General features: G+C 48.9%; 22 protein-coding genes and 1 pseudogene. 18 read left to right on the top strand and 5 right to left on the bottom strand.

Features of this window, described 5'->3' with window-relative positions; all coding sequences use genetic code 11:
- The first annotated feature begins 368 nt into the window (after positions 1-368).
- A complete protein-coding gene (locus tag BACCOP_RS11820) occupies positions 369-1,418 on the top strand; it encodes a sensor histidine kinase (RefSeq protein ID WP_235776964.1) in 1,050 nt (349 codons plus the stop codon).
- A complete protein-coding gene (locus tag BACCOP_RS11815; RefSeq protein WP_007569354.1) occupies positions 1,415-2,170 on the top strand; it encodes a LytR/AlgR family response regulator transcription factor in 756 nt (251 codons plus the stop codon). Before BACCOP_RS11820 ends, BACCOP_RS11815 begins: the two co-directional genes overlap by 4 nt.
- Before the next feature lie 66 nt (positions 2,171-2,236).
- Here BACCOP_RS11815 and BACCOP_RS11810 read toward each other — a convergent pair.
- Positions 2,237-2,875, bottom strand: a pseudogene (locus BACCOP_RS11810) (DUF1016 N-terminal domain-containing protein); the annotation flags it as partial.
- Positions 2,876-3,311: 436 nt separating this feature from the next.
- Here BACCOP_RS11810 and BACCOP_RS11800 point away from each other — a divergent pair.
- From BACCOP_RS11800 to BACCOP_RS11790, 3 genes are all read left to right on the top strand, one after another.
- Positions 3,312-8,288 carry an N-6 DNA methylase gene (locus BACCOP_RS11800; protein ID WP_007569351.1) on the top strand — a complete coding sequence of 1,659 codons (4,977 nt, stop codon included), beginning with the start codon at positions 3,312-3,314 and terminating at the stop codon, positions 8,286-8,288.
- 452 nt (positions 8,289-8,740) lie between these two features.
- Positions 8,741-9,265 carry a hypothetical protein gene (locus BACCOP_RS11795; RefSeq protein WP_007569350.1) on the top strand — a complete coding sequence of 175 codons (525 nt, stop codon included), beginning with the start codon at positions 8,741-8,743 and terminating at the stop codon, positions 9,263-9,265.
- Between the two features lie 29 nt (positions 9,266-9,294).
- A complete protein-coding gene (locus tag BACCOP_RS11790; RefSeq protein ID WP_007569349.1) occupies positions 9,295-9,705 on the top strand; it encodes a hypothetical protein in 411 nt (136 codons plus the stop codon).
- Between the two features lie 491 nt (positions 9,706-10,196).
- On the opposite strand, the gene BACCOP_RS11780 is transcribed toward BACCOP_RS11790, so the two are convergent.
- Complete coding sequence (locus BACCOP_RS11780) at positions 10,197-10,436, bottom strand: hypothetical protein (RefSeq protein ID WP_007569347.1); 240 nt, start codon at positions 10,434-10,436, stop codon at positions 10,197-10,199.
- 86 nt (positions 10,437-10,522) lie between these two features.
- Here BACCOP_RS11780 and BACCOP_RS11775 point away from each other — a divergent pair, with 86 nt between their 5' ends.
- The 8 genes from BACCOP_RS11775 to BACCOP_RS11745 all read left to right on the top strand — a co-directional run bounded on the left by BACCOP_RS11775 (position 10,523) and on the right by BACCOP_RS11745 (position 16,797).
- Positions 10,523-10,969 carry a hypothetical protein gene (locus BACCOP_RS11775; RefSeq protein ID WP_007569346.1) on the top strand — a complete coding sequence of 149 codons (447 nt, stop codon included), beginning with the start codon at positions 10,523-10,525 and terminating at the stop codon, positions 10,967-10,969.
- Between the two features lie 468 nt (positions 10,970-11,437).
- Positions 11,438-11,851 carry a single-stranded DNA-binding protein gene (locus BACCOP_RS11770; RefSeq protein WP_007569341.1) on the top strand — a complete coding sequence of 138 codons (414 nt, stop codon included), beginning with the start codon at positions 11,438-11,440 and terminating at the stop codon, positions 11,849-11,851.
- Positions 11,852-12,097: 246 nt separating this feature from the next.
- Positions 12,098-12,853, top strand: a complete 756-nt coding sequence (locus BACCOP_RS11765) for a ParA family protein (RefSeq protein ID WP_007569340.1) — start codon at positions 12,098-12,100, stop codon at positions 12,851-12,853.
- Positions 12,854-12,860: 7 nt separating this feature from the next.
- On the top strand, positions 12,861-13,115 hold the full coding sequence (locus BACCOP_RS11760) for a plasmid partition protein ParG (protein ID WP_007569339.1): 255 nt from the start codon (positions 12,861-12,863) through the stop codon (positions 13,113-13,115).
- 465 nt (positions 13,116-13,580) lie between these two features.
- Positions 13,581-13,832, top strand: coding sequence for a hypothetical protein (locus BACCOP_RS11755; RefSeq protein WP_007569334.1), 252 nt, complete (start codon positions 13,581-13,583; stop codon positions 13,830-13,832).
- 53 nt (positions 13,833-13,885) lie between these two features.
- Positions 13,886-15,640: a ParB/RepB/Spo0J family partition protein gene (locus BACCOP_RS11750; protein WP_007569332.1), complete on the top strand. Its 1,755-nt coding sequence runs from the start codon at positions 13,886-13,888 to the stop codon at positions 15,638-15,640.
- Between the two features lie 60 nt (positions 15,641-15,700).
- Positions 15,701-15,868 carry a hypothetical protein gene (locus tag BACCOP_RS20695; RefSeq protein WP_007569330.1) on the top strand — a complete coding sequence of 56 codons (168 nt, stop codon included), beginning with the start codon at positions 15,701-15,703 and terminating at the stop codon, positions 15,866-15,868.
- A gap of 413 nt (positions 15,869-16,281) precedes the next feature.
- A complete protein-coding gene (locus tag BACCOP_RS11745) occupies positions 16,282-16,797 on the top strand; it encodes a DUF4313 domain-containing protein (RefSeq protein ID WP_007569328.1) in 516 nt (171 codons plus the stop codon).
- A gap of 124 nt (positions 16,798-16,921) precedes the next feature.
- On the opposite strand, the gene BACCOP_RS20690 is transcribed toward BACCOP_RS11745, so the two are convergent.
- Positions 16,922-17,119, bottom strand: a complete 198-nt coding sequence (locus BACCOP_RS20690; RefSeq protein WP_154396197.1) for a hypothetical protein — start codon at positions 17,117-17,119, stop codon at positions 16,922-16,924.
- Positions 17,120-17,256: 137 nt separating this feature from the next.
- Between BACCOP_RS20690 and BACCOP_RS11735 the strand changes: the two genes are divergently transcribed.
- A complete protein-coding gene (locus BACCOP_RS11735; RefSeq protein ID WP_007569325.1) occupies positions 17,257-17,733 on the top strand; it encodes a hypothetical protein in 477 nt (158 codons plus the stop codon).
- Between the two features lie 69 nt (positions 17,734-17,802).
- Here the strand turns inward: BACCOP_RS11735 and BACCOP_RS11730 are convergent, their stop codons facing one another.
- Positions 17,803-19,083: a type II toxin-antitoxin system HipA family toxin gene (locus tag BACCOP_RS11730; protein WP_007569324.1), complete on the bottom strand. Its 1,281-nt coding sequence runs from the start codon at positions 19,081-19,083 to the stop codon at positions 17,803-17,805.
- Complete coding sequence (locus BACCOP_RS11725) at positions 19,080-19,394, bottom strand: helix-turn-helix domain-containing protein (protein WP_007569322.1); 315 nt, start codon at positions 19,392-19,394, stop codon at positions 19,080-19,082. The genes BACCOP_RS11730 and BACCOP_RS11725 overlap by 4 nt, the downstream gene beginning before the upstream one ends.
- A 369-nt stretch (positions 19,395-19,763) precedes the next feature.
- Between BACCOP_RS11725 and BACCOP_RS11715 the strand changes: the two genes are divergently transcribed.
- The 4 genes from BACCOP_RS11715 to BACCOP_RS11700 are packed head-to-tail and all read left to right on the top strand — an operon-like array spanning position 19,764 to position 20,938.
- The gene (locus BACCOP_RS11715; RefSeq protein WP_007569317.1) at positions 19,764-19,961 is read left to right on the top strand and encodes a hypothetical protein; all 198 of its coding nucleotides are present in this window, start codon (positions 19,764-19,766) and stop codon (positions 19,959-19,961) included.
- 11 nt (positions 19,962-19,972) lie between these two features.
- Positions 19,973-20,245: a hypothetical protein gene (locus tag BACCOP_RS11710; RefSeq protein WP_171059051.1), complete on the top strand. Its 273-nt coding sequence runs from the start codon at positions 19,973-19,975 to the stop codon at positions 20,243-20,245.
- A 10-nt stretch (positions 20,246-20,255) separates the two neighbouring features.
- A complete protein-coding gene (locus BACCOP_RS11705; RefSeq protein ID WP_007569311.1) occupies positions 20,256-20,528 on the top strand; it encodes a hypothetical protein in 273 nt (90 codons plus the stop codon).
- Between the two features lie 32 nt (positions 20,529-20,560).
- Entirely contained in the window at positions 20,561-20,938 is a 378-nt protein-coding gene (locus BACCOP_RS11700) for a hypothetical protein (protein ID WP_007569310.1), read from the top strand.
- Positions 20,939-21,017 lie beyond the last annotated feature (79 nt).

Genomic DNA, 21,017 nt, shown 5'->3' with positions numbered 1-21,017 from the left:
CGACAACCGGCATGCAGTCGAAACGGAAAAAAACATTTATAAAACAGCTAAAATGGCTTCTGAAATGTCATTGTAAATGCTCTTTTCAAAGATGCACATCTTTGGGCAGTTAAGCCATGCTTCTTGATGCGTCACCTTCCTACAGATTACCAAAATCATACCCTGTTTTGGCAATCTACGTTCATTATGCAAGCATCGAATACAGTATAAATGATAGAACCATCTGTCTCGACACTCCTTTTATCTGTTTCAACTGCTGTTTTGTCTGTTTCATCCGGTTTCGACCTATCAAATGAAAAAGCAAAGTCGTACCTTTGCAACATGAAGTAACTTTGCAACCAAATATGATCAAAGAAAATGTAAAAATAATGAACTGGCGGAACGGCTTCCTGCTATCGCTCGTTTCCTATATCCTCTACCTTATTATATGGTTAATTCTTGATGACGAAACCGCCAACCAATTACCGGGAATGGCGACAGTCGATTATGTCGTCGATTTTTTGTTGTGTATGCTCTTTACCTACATATCCTTGGGGTTCTCTTACCTTGTTTTTAAGATTTTGCCGTTCAGAACATCTTATGTGTGGGTGATTGTCTATGCTTCCTGTCTTTTGACGCTGAATAACCTCGTTGCGTTCGGCATGACATCTCTGTTCAATCTTTTGTGGGATGAAACCGGCAACGGGCTTCTTGACGAACTGATCAACATGAAGGGGGCTTACACTTTTGCCATGATAGCCACTTTCATATCAAGCGTTTATGCCAACACATTCTTCCTCCAGTCATACATCAGGGCGCGCGATGAGAAGCAGGCTCTTGAAATGGCACTGATGAAGGAGAAGGAGATTGCCTTACAGTCGCAACTCAACTCGCTGAAGCTGCAAATTAATCCGCACTTCATGTTCAACAACTTCAACAACCTGCTGGAATTGATAGAGGAAGATACCAAACTTGCCGGCAAGTTCCTGAGTAACCTGTCGAAAGTGTACCGGTACATCATCACCAATCTGGACCGGAATCTGATTCCCGTCAGAGATGAGATAAAGTTCCTTGAATCATACTTGTATCTGATGCAGGTGCGCCACGTCGGAGGGGGCGTCACGAACATCAGCCTCGAACTGAAAGAATGCAAAGGATACCTTCCCCCGGCCGTGTTGCAACTTCTTGTGGAGAATGCAATAAAGCATAACGGTTTTTCGATGGAAAATCCGTTGTTTATTGACATCACGTTGTCTGACGACTATATCACAGTGCGCAACCTTAAATCTTCCTTGCTCTCAAAAATGGAATCGACCGGCTTGGGTCATAAAAACATAATAGAGCGTTATTCGTTGCTCTGCGATAAAAAAGTCAAGATAGAAAATGCCGAGAACTTCTATTCGGTGAGTTTGCCCATCATAAAAAAACAGTCCCTATGAAGATACTGATTCTTGAAGACGAACAGCGCAATGCCATGCGTCTCATTAGATTGCTGAACGACATTGATACGACGTTTATAATTGAAGGACCACTTACAAATATCAAAGAGGCGGTCGATTTTTTCCAATCAGGCAAAACAACAGACCTCATCCTTGCGGATATCCGCCTTACTGACGGCCTGAGTTTTGAAGCGCTTAAATATGCTCCGGCAACCGTTCCAATCATATTCACCACCGCATACGATGAATATGCGGTACAGGCTTTCAAGTTCAATAGCTTTGACTATCTTCTGAAGCCTTTGGATGCCGATGAACTTGAAGCTGCCATAGATAAAGCTACCAAAGCTGGCAAGAATTATGCTGACGAAAATCTCCGGCAGCTTTTCGATTCGTTGCAGAAGAACCAGTTCCGCTATCGGGAACGTTTCCTGTTGCCCTATCGTGACGGGTATAAGACCGTACGTGTTTCGGACATCAACCATATCGAAACCGAAAACAAGACGGTATACCTTCGTCTTAATAATGGAACTTCAGAAGTTGTCAATATGTCAATGGACGAACTCGAACAGCAACTCAATCCTGATTGCTTCTTCCGTGCCAACCGCCAATACATAATTAACATAGAATACGTATTGTTTCTTTCTAATTATTTCGGAGGGAAACTTATTGTCCGCTTAAAAGGGTATCCGAACACAAAAATAACCGTTAGTAAAGAGAAGGCTCAACGGCTAAAAGAGTGGATTGACAAATAGTCTCTGCCATGCTATGATAACATTTCTGTACTCACTTTCAGTTAGAAAAAACTGAATATCTCGCTACTCCATGAGGAACGCGCGGATATTCTTTATAATCGCTTGTTCCAGTTCGTATTCGGAATGTTCTTTCGAAAGGCCCACAAGGTCGAATGTATATTCGTCTTTCAGGGCAAGTATGGCCTGGTTCTTTATCTTCTCCGGCAAGGTCATGTCGAAGTTGCTCTGACCGAGCAGATAATTTTCGTAGGTCTTTGCTTCTATCTTGTTGATAAGTACATCTTTCGTCCAGCCGTATTTCTTGGTTGACAAGATGTAGAATTGCCGTTGTTGCATCTCTTTGCACTTGGTCAGAATGACGATGTGCTTCGACCAGCTAATTTCTCCAACTAACGGTTGGAGAATTTCATTCGACCGGTATTCGGTATAAAAACGGGCCATGTCCCACATGTTGGAAACACCGAATCCCTTTATACCCAGAAACTCCTTTTGTATGTACCGCGAAAGGTTCTCCATGACGGATTTTCCCCAGCCCAAGGCCGCTTGTTGTTCGGTAATCCGCCTGCCGATTTCCCAATACAGGGCGATCATCTCTTTGTTTACGGCCTTCAATGCCTCGTATTGGGGCGACCGGATGCGGGAGGTTATCTCGTTTCTGAAATCGAGATATTCGGGAGATAAGATGGGAGTATTCTTTTCAGTCATAGGTTATTCATTATAATCGGTTACAGGGGTAAGTTTTTCTTTTGATTATGCACAGGATTCCCTTGTCTTATCCCATCTTCTCCGGATTTCCGGTCTGTCGGCAGCATTCCCCGTTGTACGACGCTTTCTCCCTTTTCTATACCCGTTCCGTCCTTTCTCCCTTGTACGCATTTTCCTCCCTCTTTTAGCTGTCGGTTTCCGTGCCCAGCCTTGCAGCGACCTGCGGGGTATTATTTTTCCGCGAAGGTAACGGGCCGTTCCAATCTTGCCAATGCCGGCTGCGCCGCGAGTGAGGCGCAAAAATCTTCCTCTCCGTTGTCGAGCGTATTTTTTCGCTTCAGCCTTGTCCGATTGTCCCTGCCACCTTCAAGAGGCAGAAAAATAATCCCGGAGGCCGCAAACAGGCCGAATAAAGGGAAACAAACAAGGTTAAATTATGAGTTACAGCAAATTAAAATCACTGGTGGCAAACGTGGAAGCCATTGCAACGGCAATGAAAGTCCGTATCGACGACCGACAAGCCACTGACGAAGAGAAAGAGGTATTATCCCGATATTCCGGTTTCGGGGGGATTAAAGATGTATTGAATATAGGAACGGAGCATACCGTCAGCGATGATGTGGCCGAGCCTATCCGCAAGCTGCAGGACTTGATAGGCGCATATCCCTATTATGACGACGCCATGCGGCAAGCCGTCATCAACAGTATAAAATCCTCCGTCCTGACTGCTTTTTACACACCGAAATTCCTCGTGGACGCAGTAACCCGGCAGATACACGCTACATTCAAGGATAACTGCCTGCAAATGAGTACCTTTCTTGAACCCAGTGCGGGAATTGGCGGCTTTCTGCCCGTCTCCATGCCCGGCACTCGCAGCTACGCTTTTGAAAAAGATTGTCTTACGGGGCTTATCCTGTCGCTTCTGTATGACGAGGCGACCACGGTAACGGCAGGCTTCGAGACGATAGCCGACCAGCATCTGGAGCATGAGAGCTTCGATGTTATCGCCTCGAATATCCCGTTCGGCAATTTCCGGGTGTTCGATGCGGAAATGTGGAAGAAAGGCGGCATGTACGAACAGTCAGCCAAGACCATACACAACTACTTTTTTGTCAAGGCAATGGAACTGTTGAACGAGGGCGGACTGCTGGCGTTCGTTGCGCCGAGAGGAATTGCCGACACGCCGGGCAACAAGTTCGTGCGCGAGTACCTCGTCAATCATGCCGACCTCATAACGGCCTTACGGCTACCCGATACCCTTTTCATGCAGACGAGCGGCATAGAGGTAGGGAGCGACCTTTTGATATTCCAAAAGCACAGCCGCAAGGCGACGCTCTCGTTACGGGAGAAGATGTTTTTGCAGGTCTCCAAGGAAAAGGTCGACACGGCAGGAACGATGACCGACTATGCGAACAAAATCTTTACCCTCCCCAAGACCGCCCTTGCCACGGACAGTCGCATTGCGCTGAACCAGTTCGGTAAGTACGTCCGCAAATACCAGTGGTTAGGCGATGGAAACGCCATGTCCCAATACCTTTCCGCACTGCTCAAATACGATTTCGACCGCTATTTTCGCAAGGCTCTTTTTGCCAATCACGGCCAGGACAACACCCCCGTGCAGATGTCTCTTTTCGGCGAGCCGCAGACGGTCAAAGGCATACGTGCCTACACGGAGGACATGGAAACATGGATGAAGAACGGCGCAATGGTCGTTTTCGAGGGGCAGGTAGGTACGCTTCGGTTTCGTAAGTCGAGCCGTTACACGGAGACAGCCGTTGATTTCGTACCCGTGGACGAGGGCAAGGTAAATACGGACAGGGCCGCCGACTATTTCCCCATACGCAAGGTGTATTTCGAGCTGTCCGGCAGGGAACGGGAAGAACAAAAGGAGTGCTCGGAACTGCGTAAACAACTCAACACCCTATACGACGCTTTTATTGCCAAATGGGGATTTTTCCACGACAACGACAACAAGGAGTTTATCTTGCTCGACAGCCTCGGTACGGAGGTGTTCACGATAGAAATGCAGGTCGGCAGGGACATCTTCAAAGCCGACGTTATGCGTGAACCTGTAGCTTTCAAGAAGATAGACACCGCCGTAACGCTGTCCCCCGTGGAAGCCTTGGCAAGCAGCCTGAACTTTTACGGCAAGGTCGATATGGGCTACATGGCACAAGCCACGAACAAGGAGGAAGAAGAAATCATCGAAGCCCTGCAAGGGGAAATTTTCTACAATCCGGCCAATGGGGAATGGGAGCACAAAGGAAAGTTCCTCTCCGGAAACATCATCGCCAAGCAGGAAGAGACGCTTTCCTTTCTCCCGAATCTCGCAGGCAAGGAGAAAGAATGGGCCGAAGCGTCCGCAAAGGCACTGGAGAACACCATACCCGAACCGATACCCTATGAAGAACTCGACATCAACATGGGCGAGCGGTGGATAGATACGAAGCTGTACGCCGATTTCGCCTCCGACCTATTCGGAGTGGGTGCGGACGTGATGTATTTCGACGTGAACGATACCTACTTGATTCGGCTGCAGGGATATTCGCCCGTGGCATACAATACCTATTCCGTGCGCAATTACAACGGCGAGGACTTGTTTGTACACGCCCTGCACGATACCGTACCTGAGATAACGAAAGAGGAATACCGGAACGGCAGCAAAATACGTGTGCCGGACGAGGAAGCCATGCAGGAGGCCGCCGCCAAGATACAGGAAATCAGAGACCGTTTCAACCGGTGGCTTGACGATGAGCCTTTGGAAGTCCGGGACGAACTGGTAAGGACATACAACGAGCGCTTCAATTGTTACGTGCGTCCGCACTACGACGGCTCGGCGCAGACGTTCCCCGGCCTCTCTTTCGAGCTGTTCCCGTACAAAGAACTTTATCCCTCACAGAAAGACGCTATCTGGATGATTAAGCAGAACGGCGGCGGTATCTGCTGGCACGAGGTCGGCACGGGCAAGACGATGATTATGTGCGTGGCCGCATACGAAATGAAACGTCTCGGACTGGTGCAGAAACCCCTCATTATCGGGCTGAAAGCCAATGTACACGAGATTGCCGATACATTCCGAAAGGCATACCCCACGGCCAAGGTGCTCTATCCGGGCAAGGAAGATTTCACCCCCGCCAACCGCAAGGAAGTGTTTTCAAAAATCAAGAACAACAACTGGGATTGCATTATCCTGACACACGACCAGTTTAGCAAGATTCCGCAATCCGAAGAAACCATGTACGACATATTCTCGGAAGAACTGGCCGATGTGGAGCGCAGCCTCGAAGTGCTGGAGCAATCCACTATGCGTTACCGGAGCGGCAGGATGCAGAAAGGACTGGAAACCCGGAAACAGAACCTTGAAGCCAAGCTCGCCGAACTGCAGATGAAGATAGACCTCCGGAAAGACGATACCATCGATTTCCGTTCGATGGGCATAGACCACATTTTTGTAGACGAATGCCACTGCTATAAAAATTTGATGTTCCAGACACGCCACACGAGAGTAGCGGGCATCGGCAATGCGCAAGGCTCGCAAAGGGCGATGAACCTTTTGTTTGCCATTCGGGACATTCAACGCCGCACGGGAAAGGACTTGGGGGCTACGTTCCTGTCGGGTACGGTGGTCGTCAATGCGCTGACCGAACTGTACGTGATGTTCAAATATCTGCGTCCAAGGGAACTCAAACGGCAACAAGTAAGCTGTTTCGACGCTTGGGCGGCTATCTTCACGAAAAAGGCCGCCGACTACGAGCTGAACGTAACGGGTACGATAAAGCGCAAAGAGCGTTTCCGCACTTACATCAAAGTGCCGGAACTGGCGATGTTCCTGCGGGAGATTACCGACTATCGTACAGCCGATATGATAAACCTCGATGTGCCGGACAAAAACGTGCGTTTCCTTTCCCATGCACCCACTATCCAACAGGAGGAAATGATCGGGCGGCTCGTCGCCTTTGCGCACAGCGGACAATGGGAAGATTTGGGGTTGGATATTCCGCAGCCGGACAATCTCGACAAGGCAAAAATGCTTGTTGCTACCAACGTGGCCCGTAAGATGTCTCTTGATATGCGTCTGTTGGGCGATAAGTTTACTGATGACCCGAACAACAAGGCTTCGATTTGCGCAAGAACTATTTATGATTATTATGTAAGTTCAAATGCCAATCGTGGTACACAGTTCGTCTTCAGCGACCTTGCCACTTACAAGCCGAACGAGTGGAACATCTATAGCGACATCAAGGACAAGCTGGTGGCAATGGGGATTCCTGCCGATGAAATCCAGTTTATCCAGTACGCCAAGACCGAACGGGCGAGAAAGAAACTTTTTGCGGACATGAACAGTGGCAGGGTACGGGTGTTGTTCGGCTCTACCTCGATGTTGGGAACGGGAGTAAACGCCCAAGAAAGGGCCGTTGCGGTGCATCATCTGGAGATACCTTGGCGCCCCGCCGACATGGAGCAGCGCAACGGTCGTGCGGTACGCAAAGGCAACACCGTTAAGCTCTGGGGAAACAATACCGTGGACGTGGTGATTTACGGAACGGAAAAGACGCTCGACGCTTACAAATTTAACCTGTTGAAAACCAAGCAAATGTTCATCAACCAAATTAACAACGGTACGATTGCTGTGCGCCGTATCGACGAGGACGCTATGGACGAGGATAACGGCATGAATTTCGCCGAGTTCGTGGCTCTCCTGTCGGGAAATACCGACCTGTTGGAGAAAACGAAGCTCGACAACAAGATTATGCAGCTCGAAAAGGAACAGGCCATTTTCAAGAAAGACCGTATCAGGGCCGAGCGTAAGATTGCGGCCAACCGGGAAGACATGACAAAGGCCGAGAGTGCGGCGGCACGCATGACGCAGGACTGGGAATATATCACCTCTTACACCGGAGACCGGACGACCCGGCTGTTGAACCTCGCACAAGCCACGGCGGAAGAGACCGGACGGGAGCTGCACCGCATTTCCAAGACCTACCGCAACGGGGCAATCGGTACGATAGGCACGTATGCCGGATTGAACCTGTCGGTGTACAGCGAGTATGACATGGGCGGTACATTCTACCGCAACACGTTCCTCGTCGAGGGCGTAAGCGGACTGAAATACCGTTGTGGCATATCGGGAGCATTGCCTCTGGGCTTCGTGGAATCCTCCCGATACCCGCAAGCCGCCCTCGCCAAGCTGCCCGGCATGATTGAGGAACAACGGCAGAAGATAGCCAAGCTGGAGAGCGAGATACCCGCTTTGCAGGGAATCATCGCCCGCAAGTGGAGCAAGGCGGACGAGTTGGCAAGGCTCAAACAGGAGTGCAACGCTTTACAGCATCGGATCGACGAAAGCATGAAAGAGGCGGAACGCACGCAGTCCGCCCTTTCCGAACACGAGGCCACCGACAAAGCGGCATGACCATAATTCATAGATTTAACCTTTTCCCTCTGTTCGGTTACAACACCGGACAGGGGATTTTTTCACCTTCCGGTCTGCCACGGCCATACCCGGTTGTAACGGAATCTTCCCCTTGTACCTCCAGCCACTCCTTTTATACCACACACCTTGTCTTTTATAGGCAGGCTTTCGCTTCCCCCCCCTTTGTAGATTGAGATGCTATCACGAACCGACGACCGTAAAGCCCGACACTTTTTTCCGCAAAGTTGATTGCATCTCAAAACTTTGCCTCAAGGCCCATCTTCGATTTTCCTGATGAAAAATCTTCCTTCTCATTCCATTCCAAGAGTATTTTTCATGGAATCCTTGCTGCAAACCCCGTGATGCAAAGACGAGGCAGAAAAAAGAATCGAACTTTCCGGTAATCGCTCGAACCGGAGGGAAATAAAAAAAACTTAAAAACAAATTGAAACATGAAAAAAAATTCGCTTTTTGACAACTGGTTCGTTTACAACTATCAGAGATTGCGTAACATATTCGGACGTTACCTGCACGAGGACGCCTTTCACGACGCCTATTTGGCGATGAAACGGGAAGTCGTGATTTCGGAAATACCTGTCGAGAGCTTCGAGCCTTATTTTTTCGGCGTGTACAAAAAGTGCAGACTGAAATGTATTCACAAGGATAGTTGTTACTGTTTCCCCGACAACGAACATTTCTTTTTGCTCATGCAGGAAGAAGAAACACCGTCCGTCGAGGTGCTGGCAGCTTCCGACAAGCTGGTGTATGACATACTGCTGTTTGTGAAGAAGAAATATCCCCAAACGGACTACGAGCTTTTCAGACTGAAAGAGTACGAGGCGAAATGTTCATACAGACACCTTTCCGCCTATGCAGGCATTTCCGCAAGTGCGATACACCGGAGAATAAGCGATATAACCGACACTATCCGCAATCACGAAGGATTTTCCAAAAGGTACGCCCACGTAAGCATGTAATTTGTATAACCCGTAAATAATTCAAGAAAATGAAATTTGTAATTTACAACGTCGAGAATTGCCGGACAAGAGAAAACCGTGTAGGTAAAAGAAGCATAAGGTTCAACAGCGTTACCGGCAACATGTATCTATCCACCAAATTGGCAAAAGAAATGAATATCACAATGAACGACCGACTGGAGTTTGGCTGTGATGAAAACAACCCGAAAGAGTGGTTTCTGCACAAAACCACTGACAAGCGAGGTTTTCCGCTGCAGTTCAACAGGGGAGGAACACGTTTGAGGAATAAGTACATCTGTAAGACCATTTTGGATATAGCGAAGGTCAAGGAGAGCGCAACATTCTTGGTATCGAAAGACCCGGTAAAGACCGAGCTGGGGCCATTTTACAGAATAATACTTTCTTGCCCCATTCTCCCGAAGAACAAGCCCAAACTATAAGCCGATAACCTCTGTGGTCTGTCCGATGGGCGAAAGCCCTCCGGACGGATTGCGGGGCAACCGATACCTTTTATAGTACGATTACTCCTTTTTTACCTTCAGGCTGTTTCCCTATTATACGCCGGCTTTCCCAACCCCGTGAACCAGTGGAAAGTCTGTGCCGTAACAAGTCGTCAGGGAAAGGTACGGGAGGCCGTTCAAAACCGGCGGCAGCCCGGATCGTGCCGTTCCATGCCGGAGCTTCGACCTGTCGAAACAACACGGTATTCCACAGCCCGACCGGTCTTTATGCCGCTGGTTTCGGACTTTCCGCCTCTGTTCCGTATCTTTCCCTTGTGACCTGCCACGTCAAGGGCAAACGGTGATACTTCTTATTCGCTCCGCGCTTTCATTCCGCCCGGTCGAAATTCAGGCGTGGAGCGGATAAGGAGAATCCCTTTCATGTTTGCCCCGGCAGACCCTTGCCTGACCCGCCCAAGCCGGACCCTTTTCTACTTCGCTTCCCCTGCATTTATACAGGCAAAGCCGTACTCCCTTTTTACCATCATATTTACCGGTCTGTTCCGGTCTCCTCTCTGCCGGTATCGTCCGGTTTGCCAGATGCAAAGGTCGGCTGCCATGCTTGATCCGGCGGCTTGAAGTGCATTCCCCGCAAATTCTTCCTTTCCATGAAAGCGTAATTGGCCGGGAAACCCACCGTATGAAGCCCTGTCGGCAGCCGTGTTCCGCATCTGTAAAATCCCGGAACGGTTCAGACAGAGAGAAGAATCGAAAAAAGGGTAAAAAAGCAGATGTTTCACGGCATAAAAGACAAGTGATGGACAAGAAAAATTGTAAAACAGGCAAACGCATGAAAAGGCAGGTTGAAAAAATCCTGATGGTTATCAATGTCAAATGGGAAATCATAGATATTCTTCAAATAACCAATCGGCGTTTTATGTACAATCCGCAAACGGGAACTTTAATTTTAGGAGACGAAATCTACGGTAAAACCATTTGCAGTTCCCATTCACAAGAGTTCCATGCGTCAAGAGCAGAAGGCTGTTTCGATGATTATTTGCGCGGGTGGATTGGCACATCGAAAAGCTACCCTCACGGGATTATCCATTTTGCCCCCGCCGTCATCATGGAACAGTTCGACAGAGGGTTTGACGCATTACAAATGTTCGCCGGACTTGAAGGCGTAAACGGAGATACTATCGTCAGAGGGTTTTGTACTTTGCCAGAACAAAGGATGGGCGATTTGCTGCATTCCTCCCTTTGAGATACCGGTTCTGACAAAATAAGCTATGATAAGGTATCGTGCCTATGACAACATCGTCGGTGAAGGGCACGATACCCGTTTGTAAATTACCGCAACTCCGTTGGCGGTTTCCTTTTATACCTCTCTCTTTTCCTCTGCTCTTATACTTGGGCGAAGCCCTCTTCCCTTTATATCAATTATATGTATAACCTCTACGGTCTCCTCTCTGCCGTCACCGTCCGATTTTTCAGATGCAAAGGTAGGCTGCCGCGCTTGATCCGGCGGCTTGAAGTGTATTTCTTGCAAATTCTTCCTTCTACGAAGAGTAATTGGCAAGAAAAGCCGTCGTATGAAGCTGTACCGGCAGCCGGGTACCGCATCTATAAAATCCCGGAACGGTTCAGGCAGAGAAAGGAACCGAAAAGAGGGAAAAAATAAACAGTTAGGTAACGGCAGGACCAACCACCTTGCCACAAACAATTTTCTATTATGTTACATGTTCACACTATCGGACGCATCGGCAAAGATTGCCAAGTAATTTCAGGAGCACACGGCTCATTCATGGCTATGGACATAGCCGTTGACGATTATTCAAAGGGGCAAAACATCACCACTTGGATAAGGGTACGCAGCAACAAGGACAACCATATCCGCTTGTCCGAATATCTGACGAAAGGGAGACTCATACTTGTTGACGGCACGCTGTCATCTTCCCTGTGGAAAGACAAGAACGGCGAGAGCCAGATACAGCTCTCCATCACGGCAGAGAGTATTGCCTTTATCAATACCGGAAGGCGGGAAGGCGCGGCAGCCGGAGAGGACAATGCAGTAAGCGGAGCAGACGGCGCACCCGTTCCTCCTGCAGATTTCCCGCAGGACGAAAAGGAGGATTTGCCTTTCTGATAAGAGAGTAAACCTTTGAAAATAAGCGAATACTAAATGTAGTATATCCTATATGTAGTAGATTAGTAAGCCACTCGTCTGCGAATGTAGGATATACTACTCTTAGTCAAACTTTATTTTAGTATAGTAGTAAATACTAAAATACTACACTGCTAAAACAATAGTTTTTAGTGAATTAGTATATACTAATTTTAGTATTTACGAAAAATAGTATTAACTTTGCAAGTGGAATAAAAGAGTGAAACGATGACAAAAATAATTGCGGTCTTGAACCATAAGGGAGGGGTCGGAAAGACGACCACCACCATCAATCTGGCTGCGGCCCTGCAGCAAAAGAAAAAGCGCGTGCTGGCTATCGACATGGACGGTCAGGCGAACCTTACGGAATCCTTCGGCCTCTCCATTGAGGAAGAACAGACGGTGTACGGGGCGATGAAAGGCAAATACCCCTTGCCATTAGTTGAAACGGCAGGAGGTGTAACCGTCGTACCGTCCTGCCTCGACCTCTCGGCTGCCGAGGCAGAACTCATCAACGAGCCGGGACGGGAACTGATATTGAACGGCCTGATTGGCAAGTTGCTCGAAAACCGGAAATTCGATTATATCCTTATCGACTGTCCGCCCTCGTTGGGGTTGCTGACGCTGAACGCCCTTACCGCCGCAGACTACCTGATTATCCCGGTACAGGCACAATTCCTCGCCATGCGCGGCATGGCCAAGATCATGAATGTGATTGCCACCGTCCAGGAACGCCTGAATCCGAAACTCGCTATTGGTGGCATTGTAATTACCCAGTTCGACAAACGCAAGACACTGAACAAAAGTGTGGCCGAACTCGTCAAGGATTCATTCTGCGAAAAGGTGTTCAAGACCGTTATACGGGATAACGTATCTTTGGCCGAAGCTCCCATAAAGGGCAAGAACATCTTCGAGTATAGCAGGAACAGCAACGGAGCCAAGGACTACATGGCACTGGCGCAAGAGGTACTGAAATTAAAATAATCCCGATATGAGCAAGAGCGATTTACTGAAAGACAGCATGAAAGGCGGACTGGACGGGTTGCTGTCACCTACGAAAAAGACTACCGGCGGAAAACAGCCGGTAGCAGCCCCCACGGAAAAAGAAACGGCGGTTCATTGCAACTTCGTCATCAACAAAAGCATTCATACCCGTATGAAATTCCTCGCCATCAAGAAGAACATGTCGCTGAAAGACATCGTGAACGAGGCAATGAAAGAGTATCTGGAGAAGAACGAACAATAAACACAGGCATGGCTACCGCGTCTGCCCACCCCGGAGACGGCAGCCATGCGTCCTTTTTTATCCGCCCGCTGTTTCCATAGGGCGCATTCCTCCTTTATAGTCTTACCATCTTTCTCTTTTTTACCTGCCCGCAAGTACAGGCACATGGCCCGTTTTATCCCTATTCTAACCCTGACGGGCATATCCCTTTTCTACCGATTCCCTTACCGCTTTCCCGGCTTCATTCTCTGCCGTCACCGTTGTGTTTTATCAGATGCAAAGGTCCGCTGTCGCGCTTGATACGGCGGCTTGAAGTGTATTTCCTGCAAATTCTTCCTTTCTGCGAAAGAGTAATTGGCAGGAAAAGCCGTCGTATGAAGCTGTACCGACAGCCGTGTACCGCATCCGTAAAACCTCAAAGCGGTTCAGGCAGAGAAAGGAACCGAAAGGAGGGAAAGAAAAAAACAACGTAAAATTGACAGCGATATGGATAAAATCAAATTGGTAGTTTACAACGAGTACGCACTGGGTTATATCATGCCCGAACAACCCGGCAAAGTTTGTACGTTGGTGGATAGGATAACGCTCGGCGCACCGTTTCGGACAATGAATGAACCCTATTTCATCGGGAAAAGAGATACCGTCAGACTGGCGGGCAGAAAGGACTTTGACACGTTTCGGATAGTGTTCGACGGGTACGACAATCCGGAAATATACGAGTATGACACCGCACAATAAAGACAATAGTAATCAAACAATCTAATGTAATAACAAATTAAAATTTATGAATTATGGAAACAGCGAACATTCAATCAGTAGTAGAGAACAACATCGTATCAGTTGCATTGATGAATATTCAACCGAGCAACTATAACCCACGCAAGCACTTTGACGAGGCGAGCCTTGCCGAACTGGCCGAGAGTATTCGTCAGCAGGGAGTATTGCAACCTATCGGCGTGCGCCCCATTGTGGACACCGACCGCTTCGAGATTATTTTCGGAGAGCGCAGGTATCGTGCCGCCCTTATGGCAGAACTGACCGAAATTCCGGCTGTCATCTTGCATGTTTCGGACGAGACCGCCGCCGAAATGGCCGTGACGGAGAACCTGCAGCGCAAGGACGTTACCCCCATAGAGGAAGCCAACGCCTACCAAAAGCTCATGGAAAGCGGTCGCTACGATGTGCAGTCATTGGCCGTGCAGTTCGGCAAAAACGAGAACTATATCCGTACCCGTCTGAAATTCGTATCATTGATACCCGAAATCGCCGAACTTCTGGAAAAGGACGAAATCACAATCAGTGTAGCGAGTGAGATTTGCCGATACGGTACGGATATTCAGAAAGAGGTGTACTATAAACACTTGAAAGACAGCGACAGCATGTTGTACGACTGTTGGCGAGGACTGAAAGCCGCCGAGGTGGCAAAGTTTATCGAACGGGATTTCACGACAGACCTTAGCCGTTACGCATTCGACAAGACCCTATGCGCCTCATGCCCCCACAATACCAACAACATGATGTTGTTCTGCGAGGGTGGTTGCGGAAATTGCGCCAATCGGAGTTGTCTGGCCGAAATGAACGCTTCCTATCTCGTGGAGAAAGCCTTGCAGTTTGTGGAACAATACCCCTCCGTATCATTGGGCTACCAAGATTTCAACAATAACATGCTTGCGGTGGAACGCCTTACCGCTATGGGGTACGAGGTCGAGCACCTCAATACCTATGCCACGGCATACCCCGAAACGCCGGTAGCACCCGAAAAGGAAGAATACGACACTACCGAGGAATACGAGGCGGCATACAAGGAGTACGAGCAGGATTTCAGCAACTATATGGAAAAATGCAAGTCAATTCATGAACGAATCGATACGGGCGAACTCACGTTTTATATCTGCATCGGGCAGAAAGAAATTACGCTGTGTTACATGGCAAGTGCTGCCGCCAATGCGGACATGGCTACCGAAAAACAACTTTCCCCGGTGGAAAAATTGGAACAGCAGGACAAACGTAACAAGGAAATAGCCGTCGAGAAAACCGTTGCAGACGCTAAGAAACAGATTTTGGACGTTGATACGTCTGAAAGCAAATTCACGCAGGACGAGGAAAAGATGATATATTTCTTCCTGCTGTCGTCTCTCCGCAGGGAACACTTCGGGGTATTCGGTATCGGGGAGAAAAAAGCCTACCAACACCTTGAGGACGAAGAAAAAATGAACATCATCGCCAACCTCACGGCCAAGCAGAAAGCCGTTATCCGCAGGGATTTCTTGATAGACAACTTCAAAGGCGCATACGGCAATAACGCTGCTGCGACCCTCTTGCTCGATTTTGCCCGTAAGCACATGCCCGACACGCTCGCCGAAATTGAAAGTGGATATAATGAGGTGTATGAGAAACGCCATAAACGTATCGAGGAACGCAAAGCCGCCTTGTTGGCAAAGGAACGGCAGACAAAGCCCGAAGAAGCCGCCGAGGCAGAAAATACACAACCCACGGCAGAGGTACAACCCGAAGAACATACGCAACCCGAAGAGGTCGCAGCTTGACCATAATTCAATAGTAGGACGGAGAAATCCGTCCTACTGTCTAACCAATCAAAAGAGGTAATGATGAAATGTAAGGACTGCAAACATTACAACGGTGCGACAATGCCCGGAGCGGGATTGTGCAATGCCACGCAGGCACGTACTTTTGCCACGACGGTCTGTTTCAATGGACTGTTCACCCCGAAAAAACGGCAAGACGAACCGGATAGCAAGACCGGGAAGAAATAGCGCAACGCTACAGAGAGAGAGCCGCAGGAGCGGCTGTCTTTTTTAGCACTGCCGTTGGCAGATCTCCCTTTTTATCCCTTCGTTTTCCTTTTGTACGGAAATCCCTTCGCCAACGGCTCTGCCCGTCGGGACATGCTTTTTCCGGTGCAAAGGTATTGCCTTGGAGGAACATTCAAGTACCGCTACGCTATTTGAACACAATTTTTCAGCAGCTTTCCCGATTTTCAATCGTCCATATTTCGCGGACGCTCAATACCGCAACTATAAAATTCTGCCCAAATTCCTTGCCTGTTTCTCCCTGAAAGGCAATCTTTAATGCACGTAAAAATCAAATCCCGACAGGAGAAGCCTGAAGGCTTCCGAAAGGAGGGAAAAAATAAACAGATTGTTCAACTGATTAATGTTAAGATTTTATGGAAATTCAATTTGCTATCGTGCGTTCCGAAAACAGAGAGTATTTGTGCTACAAAGCAGGTGAAGCGTATGTAGATGCCAGCAACCCTATGATTGCTTTTACCGCAGGTGAAGATGAATTTGAAATCGTAGAGCCGGACAGCTCTTTCAGACAGAAAGAATACGAGTTCAGAGGCGAACGGTATTACCTCGTACCACGGTTTTATCGCAATGGCTGGTTGGCTCTTATCTTGGTAATGGTGGAAGATGAAGACGAATATATCGTACTTTCCGTCAATTTGGAGGAAATGGATGCGCTCGGTTTGCCGGACCGTACCTTTATCGACGTGAACAATTACCCGGATGCGTTGGACTTTTTGGTAGAAAACAGATTGGCGACCGATTCCGGCTACAAACGCAGGAGCGGCTTCGTGGAATACCCTATGGCTATGTTGAACCTGCCGCTTCTTTATCAGCATAACCCGCAAATTTTCCAAAAAGCGAACATCGAGCCATTCGGAGAAGAATGCTTTTGAAAAGGATTGTTCCCAAAAATGAAAGTGTCGGGTTCCGAAGATTGAATGTACAAGATGGCGTACTGATAACACAGTCAGTGCGCTATCTCCTTTGTCTTTATCGCCCGCCTTCGTCCTTTTATAGTCAGCCTCCCGGATACCCCGCCACCGCCCGTTTCCTCTTATAATTGCATTCTTTCCCTTTTGTAGCGGCACGAGCCGCCTGTTTCTCCCGTCCGGCTTTCCCGTCCCTCACCGCACGGGTTTTATCCGATGCGAAAGTCGGTCGTCGCGCTTGATTCTCCGGCTTGAAGTGCACTTCTTGCAAATTCTTCCTTCCCAAGCGAAGCGTAATTGGCAAGAAGAGCCGTCGTATGAAGCTGTGCCGACGACCGTGTACTGCATCAGTAAAACCCCGAAGCGGTTCCAAAGGAAAGGGATCGAAAAAAGGGAAATAAATAATCAATAATTCACAAGACAATGGGAAAATACGATTTTATCAAGACAGGGAATCTGCTTTATTGGCATGACCCGGACAACGGTTTGTCCGATGGGGCTTACCGAGTGATTTCTGCACCGGAAAACATGGAAGACGACAGCATTATTCTGATTTCGTCCGGTACTTCGGAAGCGGAGGTTTTGCCTTCGGAATTATCGCCGATAAACACGGGCAGAAGTCATAAAGAGGATTTTTTGCGCTGGAAAGCGGAACGTGAAGCCGAAGGCATGGAGTTTTATAATCGCCTTTCCGAAGTCATGGAAACGGAGGACGATTTGGCCGTAGGCGACATGGTAGCATTTACAAACGATTATGGAGTAGTATTCGGCCCTCAAGAGGTATTAGCTTTCAGGAAGCCTTGGAATGGTGACAGATGCGTGTATCTTGACAGCGACGCCTATTGGTTTCCCGACCGTCCCGACCAGTTGACCCTCCTAAGCAAGAAAGGGGCGGAATGACAACGACAAACCCACCCGCCACAAAAACGGGTGGGTTCATTTCCCCTGCATGAAATCCCATGCTCTATTTTAATCGGCTCGCACGCACTCCACTCGTGCAGCGATTTCCTTTTCTATCGTTCCTATCCATTCCTCTCCGACACCGGCCTCCCGGCCGTATTCCGGGTAACGCGAAACGATGCCTATGGTCTTTTCTATGAACGGCTCTGCGGCCTTTATACCGTACCGGCGGGCTACTTCCAGCAGGTCTGCCGCAGTAATACCCTCTGTCCGGTTGTTGATAGTCATGCTGTGGCGGTTGACGTAATACGGTGCGTCCGGATCGACCGAGAACGTGTAGTCGTAGGCCGGAGCAACGTGCCAACGCCCGTCATCGCCCATCAGGAAGCTGAAATTCTTGTTATGGTCATCGACGTTCCCGCCCAGCACGTTCAGCACCATCAAGCGAAACAGTTGCCGGAGTTCCCCCGGCGGCACGCCGATACGGCAGGCCGCCTCGAATAGTGCTTCGTAAGAATCTGCCGGGGGGTTCATGGCAGCCAATGTCTGGATATGCACCTTCTTGCCGTTCCGGCGGTCGAAACGCTCGGTCAGGAAGTGCGCTGTCTGCTCACCTTCCAACAGGCGGCTCGGCATCATCTGAAGCCCGGCGTCTACGGCCATCAGGTAATAACTGTATTCTATCCGTGTCGTCGGCATCTTCTGGTGTTCGTCGAACTTGACGATCATCGGCGTGTAGCCCGGATAAGGGGTCGCCACCTGTCCGGAGTAACATTGTCCTTCCCCGAAATTGACGTTGACCACCGCTTTGGGCCGTCGTCCTCCTGCGGACGTTCCTACCTTGAACAGGCTTTCGACCATCAGGTTGCCCGATACCGGGACGTTGAACCGTCCGGCTTCCTCGAAAGCCTGCCGGGCCAGTTGGTAGAGGTCAGCGATCTCCACCTTGAACGGTGTCTCCAGTTCCTCGGCAGTGGGCGGGACGAACTCCAATGCCCCCATGCCGCGCCGTCCGATATAGGCGAGACGGTCGAGGGCGGACAAGTCCCTCATACGGATATGATGCACTTTGGCCCATTCGTTGAACACGGTGTTTCCCCAATGGTCGGGCAGCGAATCGGCTATGAACGAGGGCAGGCCGCCGAAAAGCCGCTCTTCATCGGGATAGACCGGCAGGCCGCGCTGTGCGGCAACCCCTTTTACCGGCGCACGGAGCGGGGCGATGTCGTAGCCGTCGCGGACATAATCGCTGTCGAAGTAGAAACAGGCTTTGCTGCGGTGTCCTTCCCGATTGGCGACAAGCGTGCCGACCTTTTTATCCCATAGGATTACATCGAGACTTTCTATCATTTCTTGCCCCTCCTAACTCGTTTAGGTATCAGTTTCTCGATTTCCCGAAGCGCCATCGGCGGCATGGGAAGTTCCGGCAGAATCTCCGCGAGCCGCTCTGCCTGACCGAGCGCACGCAGCAGGGAGATGAAATTGGCCAAGGTCAGGTTACGGCTGACCCCCTGCTCGAAATGGCTGATAGTCGTCTGGCTTACACCCGACTGTTCGGCCAGCTCCTTCTGGCTCATGCGGGCGGCCAGACGGTACTCCTTGACCCGCTTCGCCAAAAGCGTCAGCATATCGCTGTTTGTGGTATAGTTCGTTGTTTCCATAATGTCAATATATCACTATTTATATGCAAATATAACAACAATTATCCATATATAGATATATAAATTCTCTTTTTTAGCTTCCAGCCGTCCTTTTCTACCGCTTTCAGGTCTCCGTATTCTCTCCCGTCTGGCTTTCCCGTCCGTCACCGCACCGGTTTTTATCGGTGCAAATATGGGCTGTCGCGCCTGATTCCGTCGTTTTGAAGTGCATTTCTTGCAAATTCTTCCTTCTGCGAAGCGTAATTGGCAAGAAAAAACGTCGGAAAGGGCTTTTTCGCCAGCCCCGGAAAGCACCATAAAACCCGAAGCGGCTCCGGCAACAAGGAAGCCGAACAGAGGGAAAGAAAAACAATTATTAAAATTTAACAAATGAAGACATTAGAAGAATTATTGCAAGAACTGGGCTGCGAAGGTAGCGCATTCGACAGTACCGGAGAATTTACAAAAGCGGGAGAAAAGGCGTATGAACGCTTGGAGCACTTGCTGTATGACATAGAAAGTCTTACAGGCAAAAAGGTGACACCCATAATTGAGGAACTTGACAGAATATGCAACGAGAACTATTAAAATTCAAGAATATGGACATTAAAGAAAGCAAAGAATACCGCCTCGCCAAAGACTGGGAAATGGCGGTAAACAGTTTCAGTTTCAACCCCGAACGGTTCGCGGCGGCAATCCCGGACATGCACCCGACGCTTCAGCAAAGCCTGTACCGCCTGATTAAGGCGTGTATCAAGGTCATGGCGGACGAAACACGCCGTTACGATGACCGGAACCGGGCATCGCACGAGGAAGCGAAGCATATCATGGAATACCTCAATGAACACGGAAAAAATGTACCATTAATATAAAAACGACGATATGAAAACAACTAAGATTCAATTCAACGGCAGGTCTTATTACTCCCGCATCGTGGAATCTGTCGATGGCGAAGAATTGCTTATCGGTTCGACAATCCTGCTCGATGCCTTGCAGCCCGGCAGTTTCAATGACGAGAACGAAGGTTTTGCCAGTAAAGAAGCCGAAAGGATTTATGACGAGATTTTCTTCTTTACCGACGAGAGAACGCTTCAGCTTCCCGAAAACGAGTTGATAGCCGAACTCAAAAAGGATAACCCCGATTGGTTCGAGTAAATCATGGAATAATAATTTATAAACTTAGAATTATGGAAAAAGAATATGTAATGCAGGTCGCACAGACCATTAAGGAACAGTTAGTAGCGTTAACCCCCATGACCGTCCTCATGTCGTGGGGTATCAAAGAGTTTGCCGCCACCCTATACAGGGATTTGCCGGCACTCCGCATTAAGGTGAACGGACGGCTGCACGCAGGGTACGTCATCGTCGCACTCAACGGATCGGATTATTACGAGGTCTATCTTGTGAAAGGAATGGAGGTGGAATGTGTGAACGAAGAGGTTTGTTTCGACGAGTTGGGAGACGTTATCGACCGGGCTATCGAGAGCGGCACGGACAAAGCCGAGTACGATAAATTCTGCGAACAGGAGCGACAGAATTTATATGTAACTGTTGTCACTGTCTGATTCCTCTTTTTAGGGGATGAAAGCCGTGCCTTTCGGAAAACGAGCAGGGTACGGCTTTTCTATGTATAATGCAGAAACG

It is taken from the genome of Phocaeicola coprocola DSM 17136, from assembly GCF_000154845.1.
Taxonomy (GTDB): Bacteria; Bacteroidota; Bacteroidia; order Bacteroidales; family Bacteroidaceae; genus Phocaeicola; species Phocaeicola coprocola.
This window is presented reverse-complemented; position numbering and strand designations above follow the sequence as displayed.

Excerpts from the sequence above, each read along its gene's own strand:
- BACCOP_RS11815 (WP_007569354.1), top strand. The coding sequence starts at position 1,415 with ATGAAGATACTGATTCTTGAAGACGAACAGCGCAATGCCATGCGTCTC.
- BACCOP_RS11775 (WP_007569346.1), top strand. The coding sequence starts at position 10,523 with ATGGACAAGAAAAATTGTAAAACAGGCAAACGCATGAAAAGGCAGGTT.
- BACCOP_RS11750 (WP_007569332.1), top strand. The coding sequence starts at position 13,886 with ATGGAAACAGCGAACATTCAATCAGTAGTAGAGAACAACATCGTATCA.
- BACCOP_RS11725 (WP_007569322.1), bottom strand. The coding sequence starts at position 19,394 with ATGGAAACAACGAACTATACCACAAACAGCGATATGCTGACGCTTTTG.
- BACCOP_RS11710 (WP_171059051.1), top strand. The coding sequence starts at position 19,973 with ATGGACATTAAAGAAAGCAAAGAATACCGCCTCGCCAAAGACTGGGAA.
- BACCOP_RS11780 (WP_007569347.1), bottom strand. The coding sequence starts at position 10,436 with ATGCGGAACACGGCTGCCGACAGGGCTTCATACGGTGGGTTTCCCGGC.
- BACCOP_RS11760 (WP_007569339.1), top strand. The coding sequence starts at position 12,861 with ATGAGCAAGAGCGATTTACTGAAAGACAGCATGAAAGGCGGACTGGAC.
- BACCOP_RS11755 (WP_007569334.1), top strand. The coding sequence starts at position 13,581 with ATGGATAAAATCAAATTGGTAGTTTACAACGAGTACGCACTGGGTTAT.
- BACCOP_RS11745 (WP_007569328.1), top strand. The coding sequence starts at position 16,282 with ATGGAAATTCAATTTGCTATCGTGCGTTCCGAAAACAGAGAGTATTTG.
- BACCOP_RS11730 (WP_007569324.1), bottom strand. The coding sequence starts at position 19,083 with ATGATAGAAAGTCTCGATGTAATCCTATGGGATAAAAAGGTCGGCACG.
- BACCOP_RS11735 (WP_007569325.1), top strand. The coding sequence starts at position 17,257 with ATGGGAAAATACGATTTTATCAAGACAGGGAATCTGCTTTATTGGCAT.
- BACCOP_RS11820 (WP_235776964.1), top strand. The coding sequence starts at position 369 with ATGAACTGGCGGAACGGCTTCCTGCTATCGCTCGTTTCCTATATCCTC.
- BACCOP_RS11800 (WP_007569351.1), top strand. The coding sequence starts at position 3,312 with ATGAGTTACAGCAAATTAAAATCACTGGTGGCAAACGTGGAAGCCATT.
- BACCOP_RS11715 (WP_007569317.1), top strand. The coding sequence starts at position 19,764 with ATGAAGACATTAGAAGAATTATTGCAAGAACTGGGCTGCGAAGGTAGC.
- BACCOP_RS20695 (WP_007569330.1), top strand. The coding sequence starts at position 15,701 with ATGATGAAATGTAAGGACTGCAAACATTACAACGGTGCGACAATGCCC.
- BACCOP_RS11705 (WP_007569311.1), top strand. The coding sequence starts at position 20,256 with ATGAAAACAACTAAGATTCAATTCAACGGCAGGTCTTATTACTCCCGC.
- BACCOP_RS11795 (WP_007569350.1), top strand. The coding sequence starts at position 8,741 with ATGAAAAAAAATTCGCTTTTTGACAACTGGTTCGTTTACAACTATCAG.
- BACCOP_RS11790 (WP_007569349.1), top strand. The coding sequence starts at position 9,295 with ATGAAATTTGTAATTTACAACGTCGAGAATTGCCGGACAAGAGAAAAC.
- BACCOP_RS11700 (WP_007569310.1), top strand. The coding sequence starts at position 20,561 with ATGGAAAAAGAATATGTAATGCAGGTCGCACAGACCATTAAGGAACAG.
- BACCOP_RS11765 (WP_007569340.1), top strand. The coding sequence starts at position 12,098 with ATGACAAAAATAATTGCGGTCTTGAACCATAAGGGAGGGGTCGGAAAG.
- BACCOP_RS11770 (WP_007569341.1), top strand. The coding sequence starts at position 11,438 with ATGTTACATGTTCACACTATCGGACGCATCGGCAAAGATTGCCAAGTA.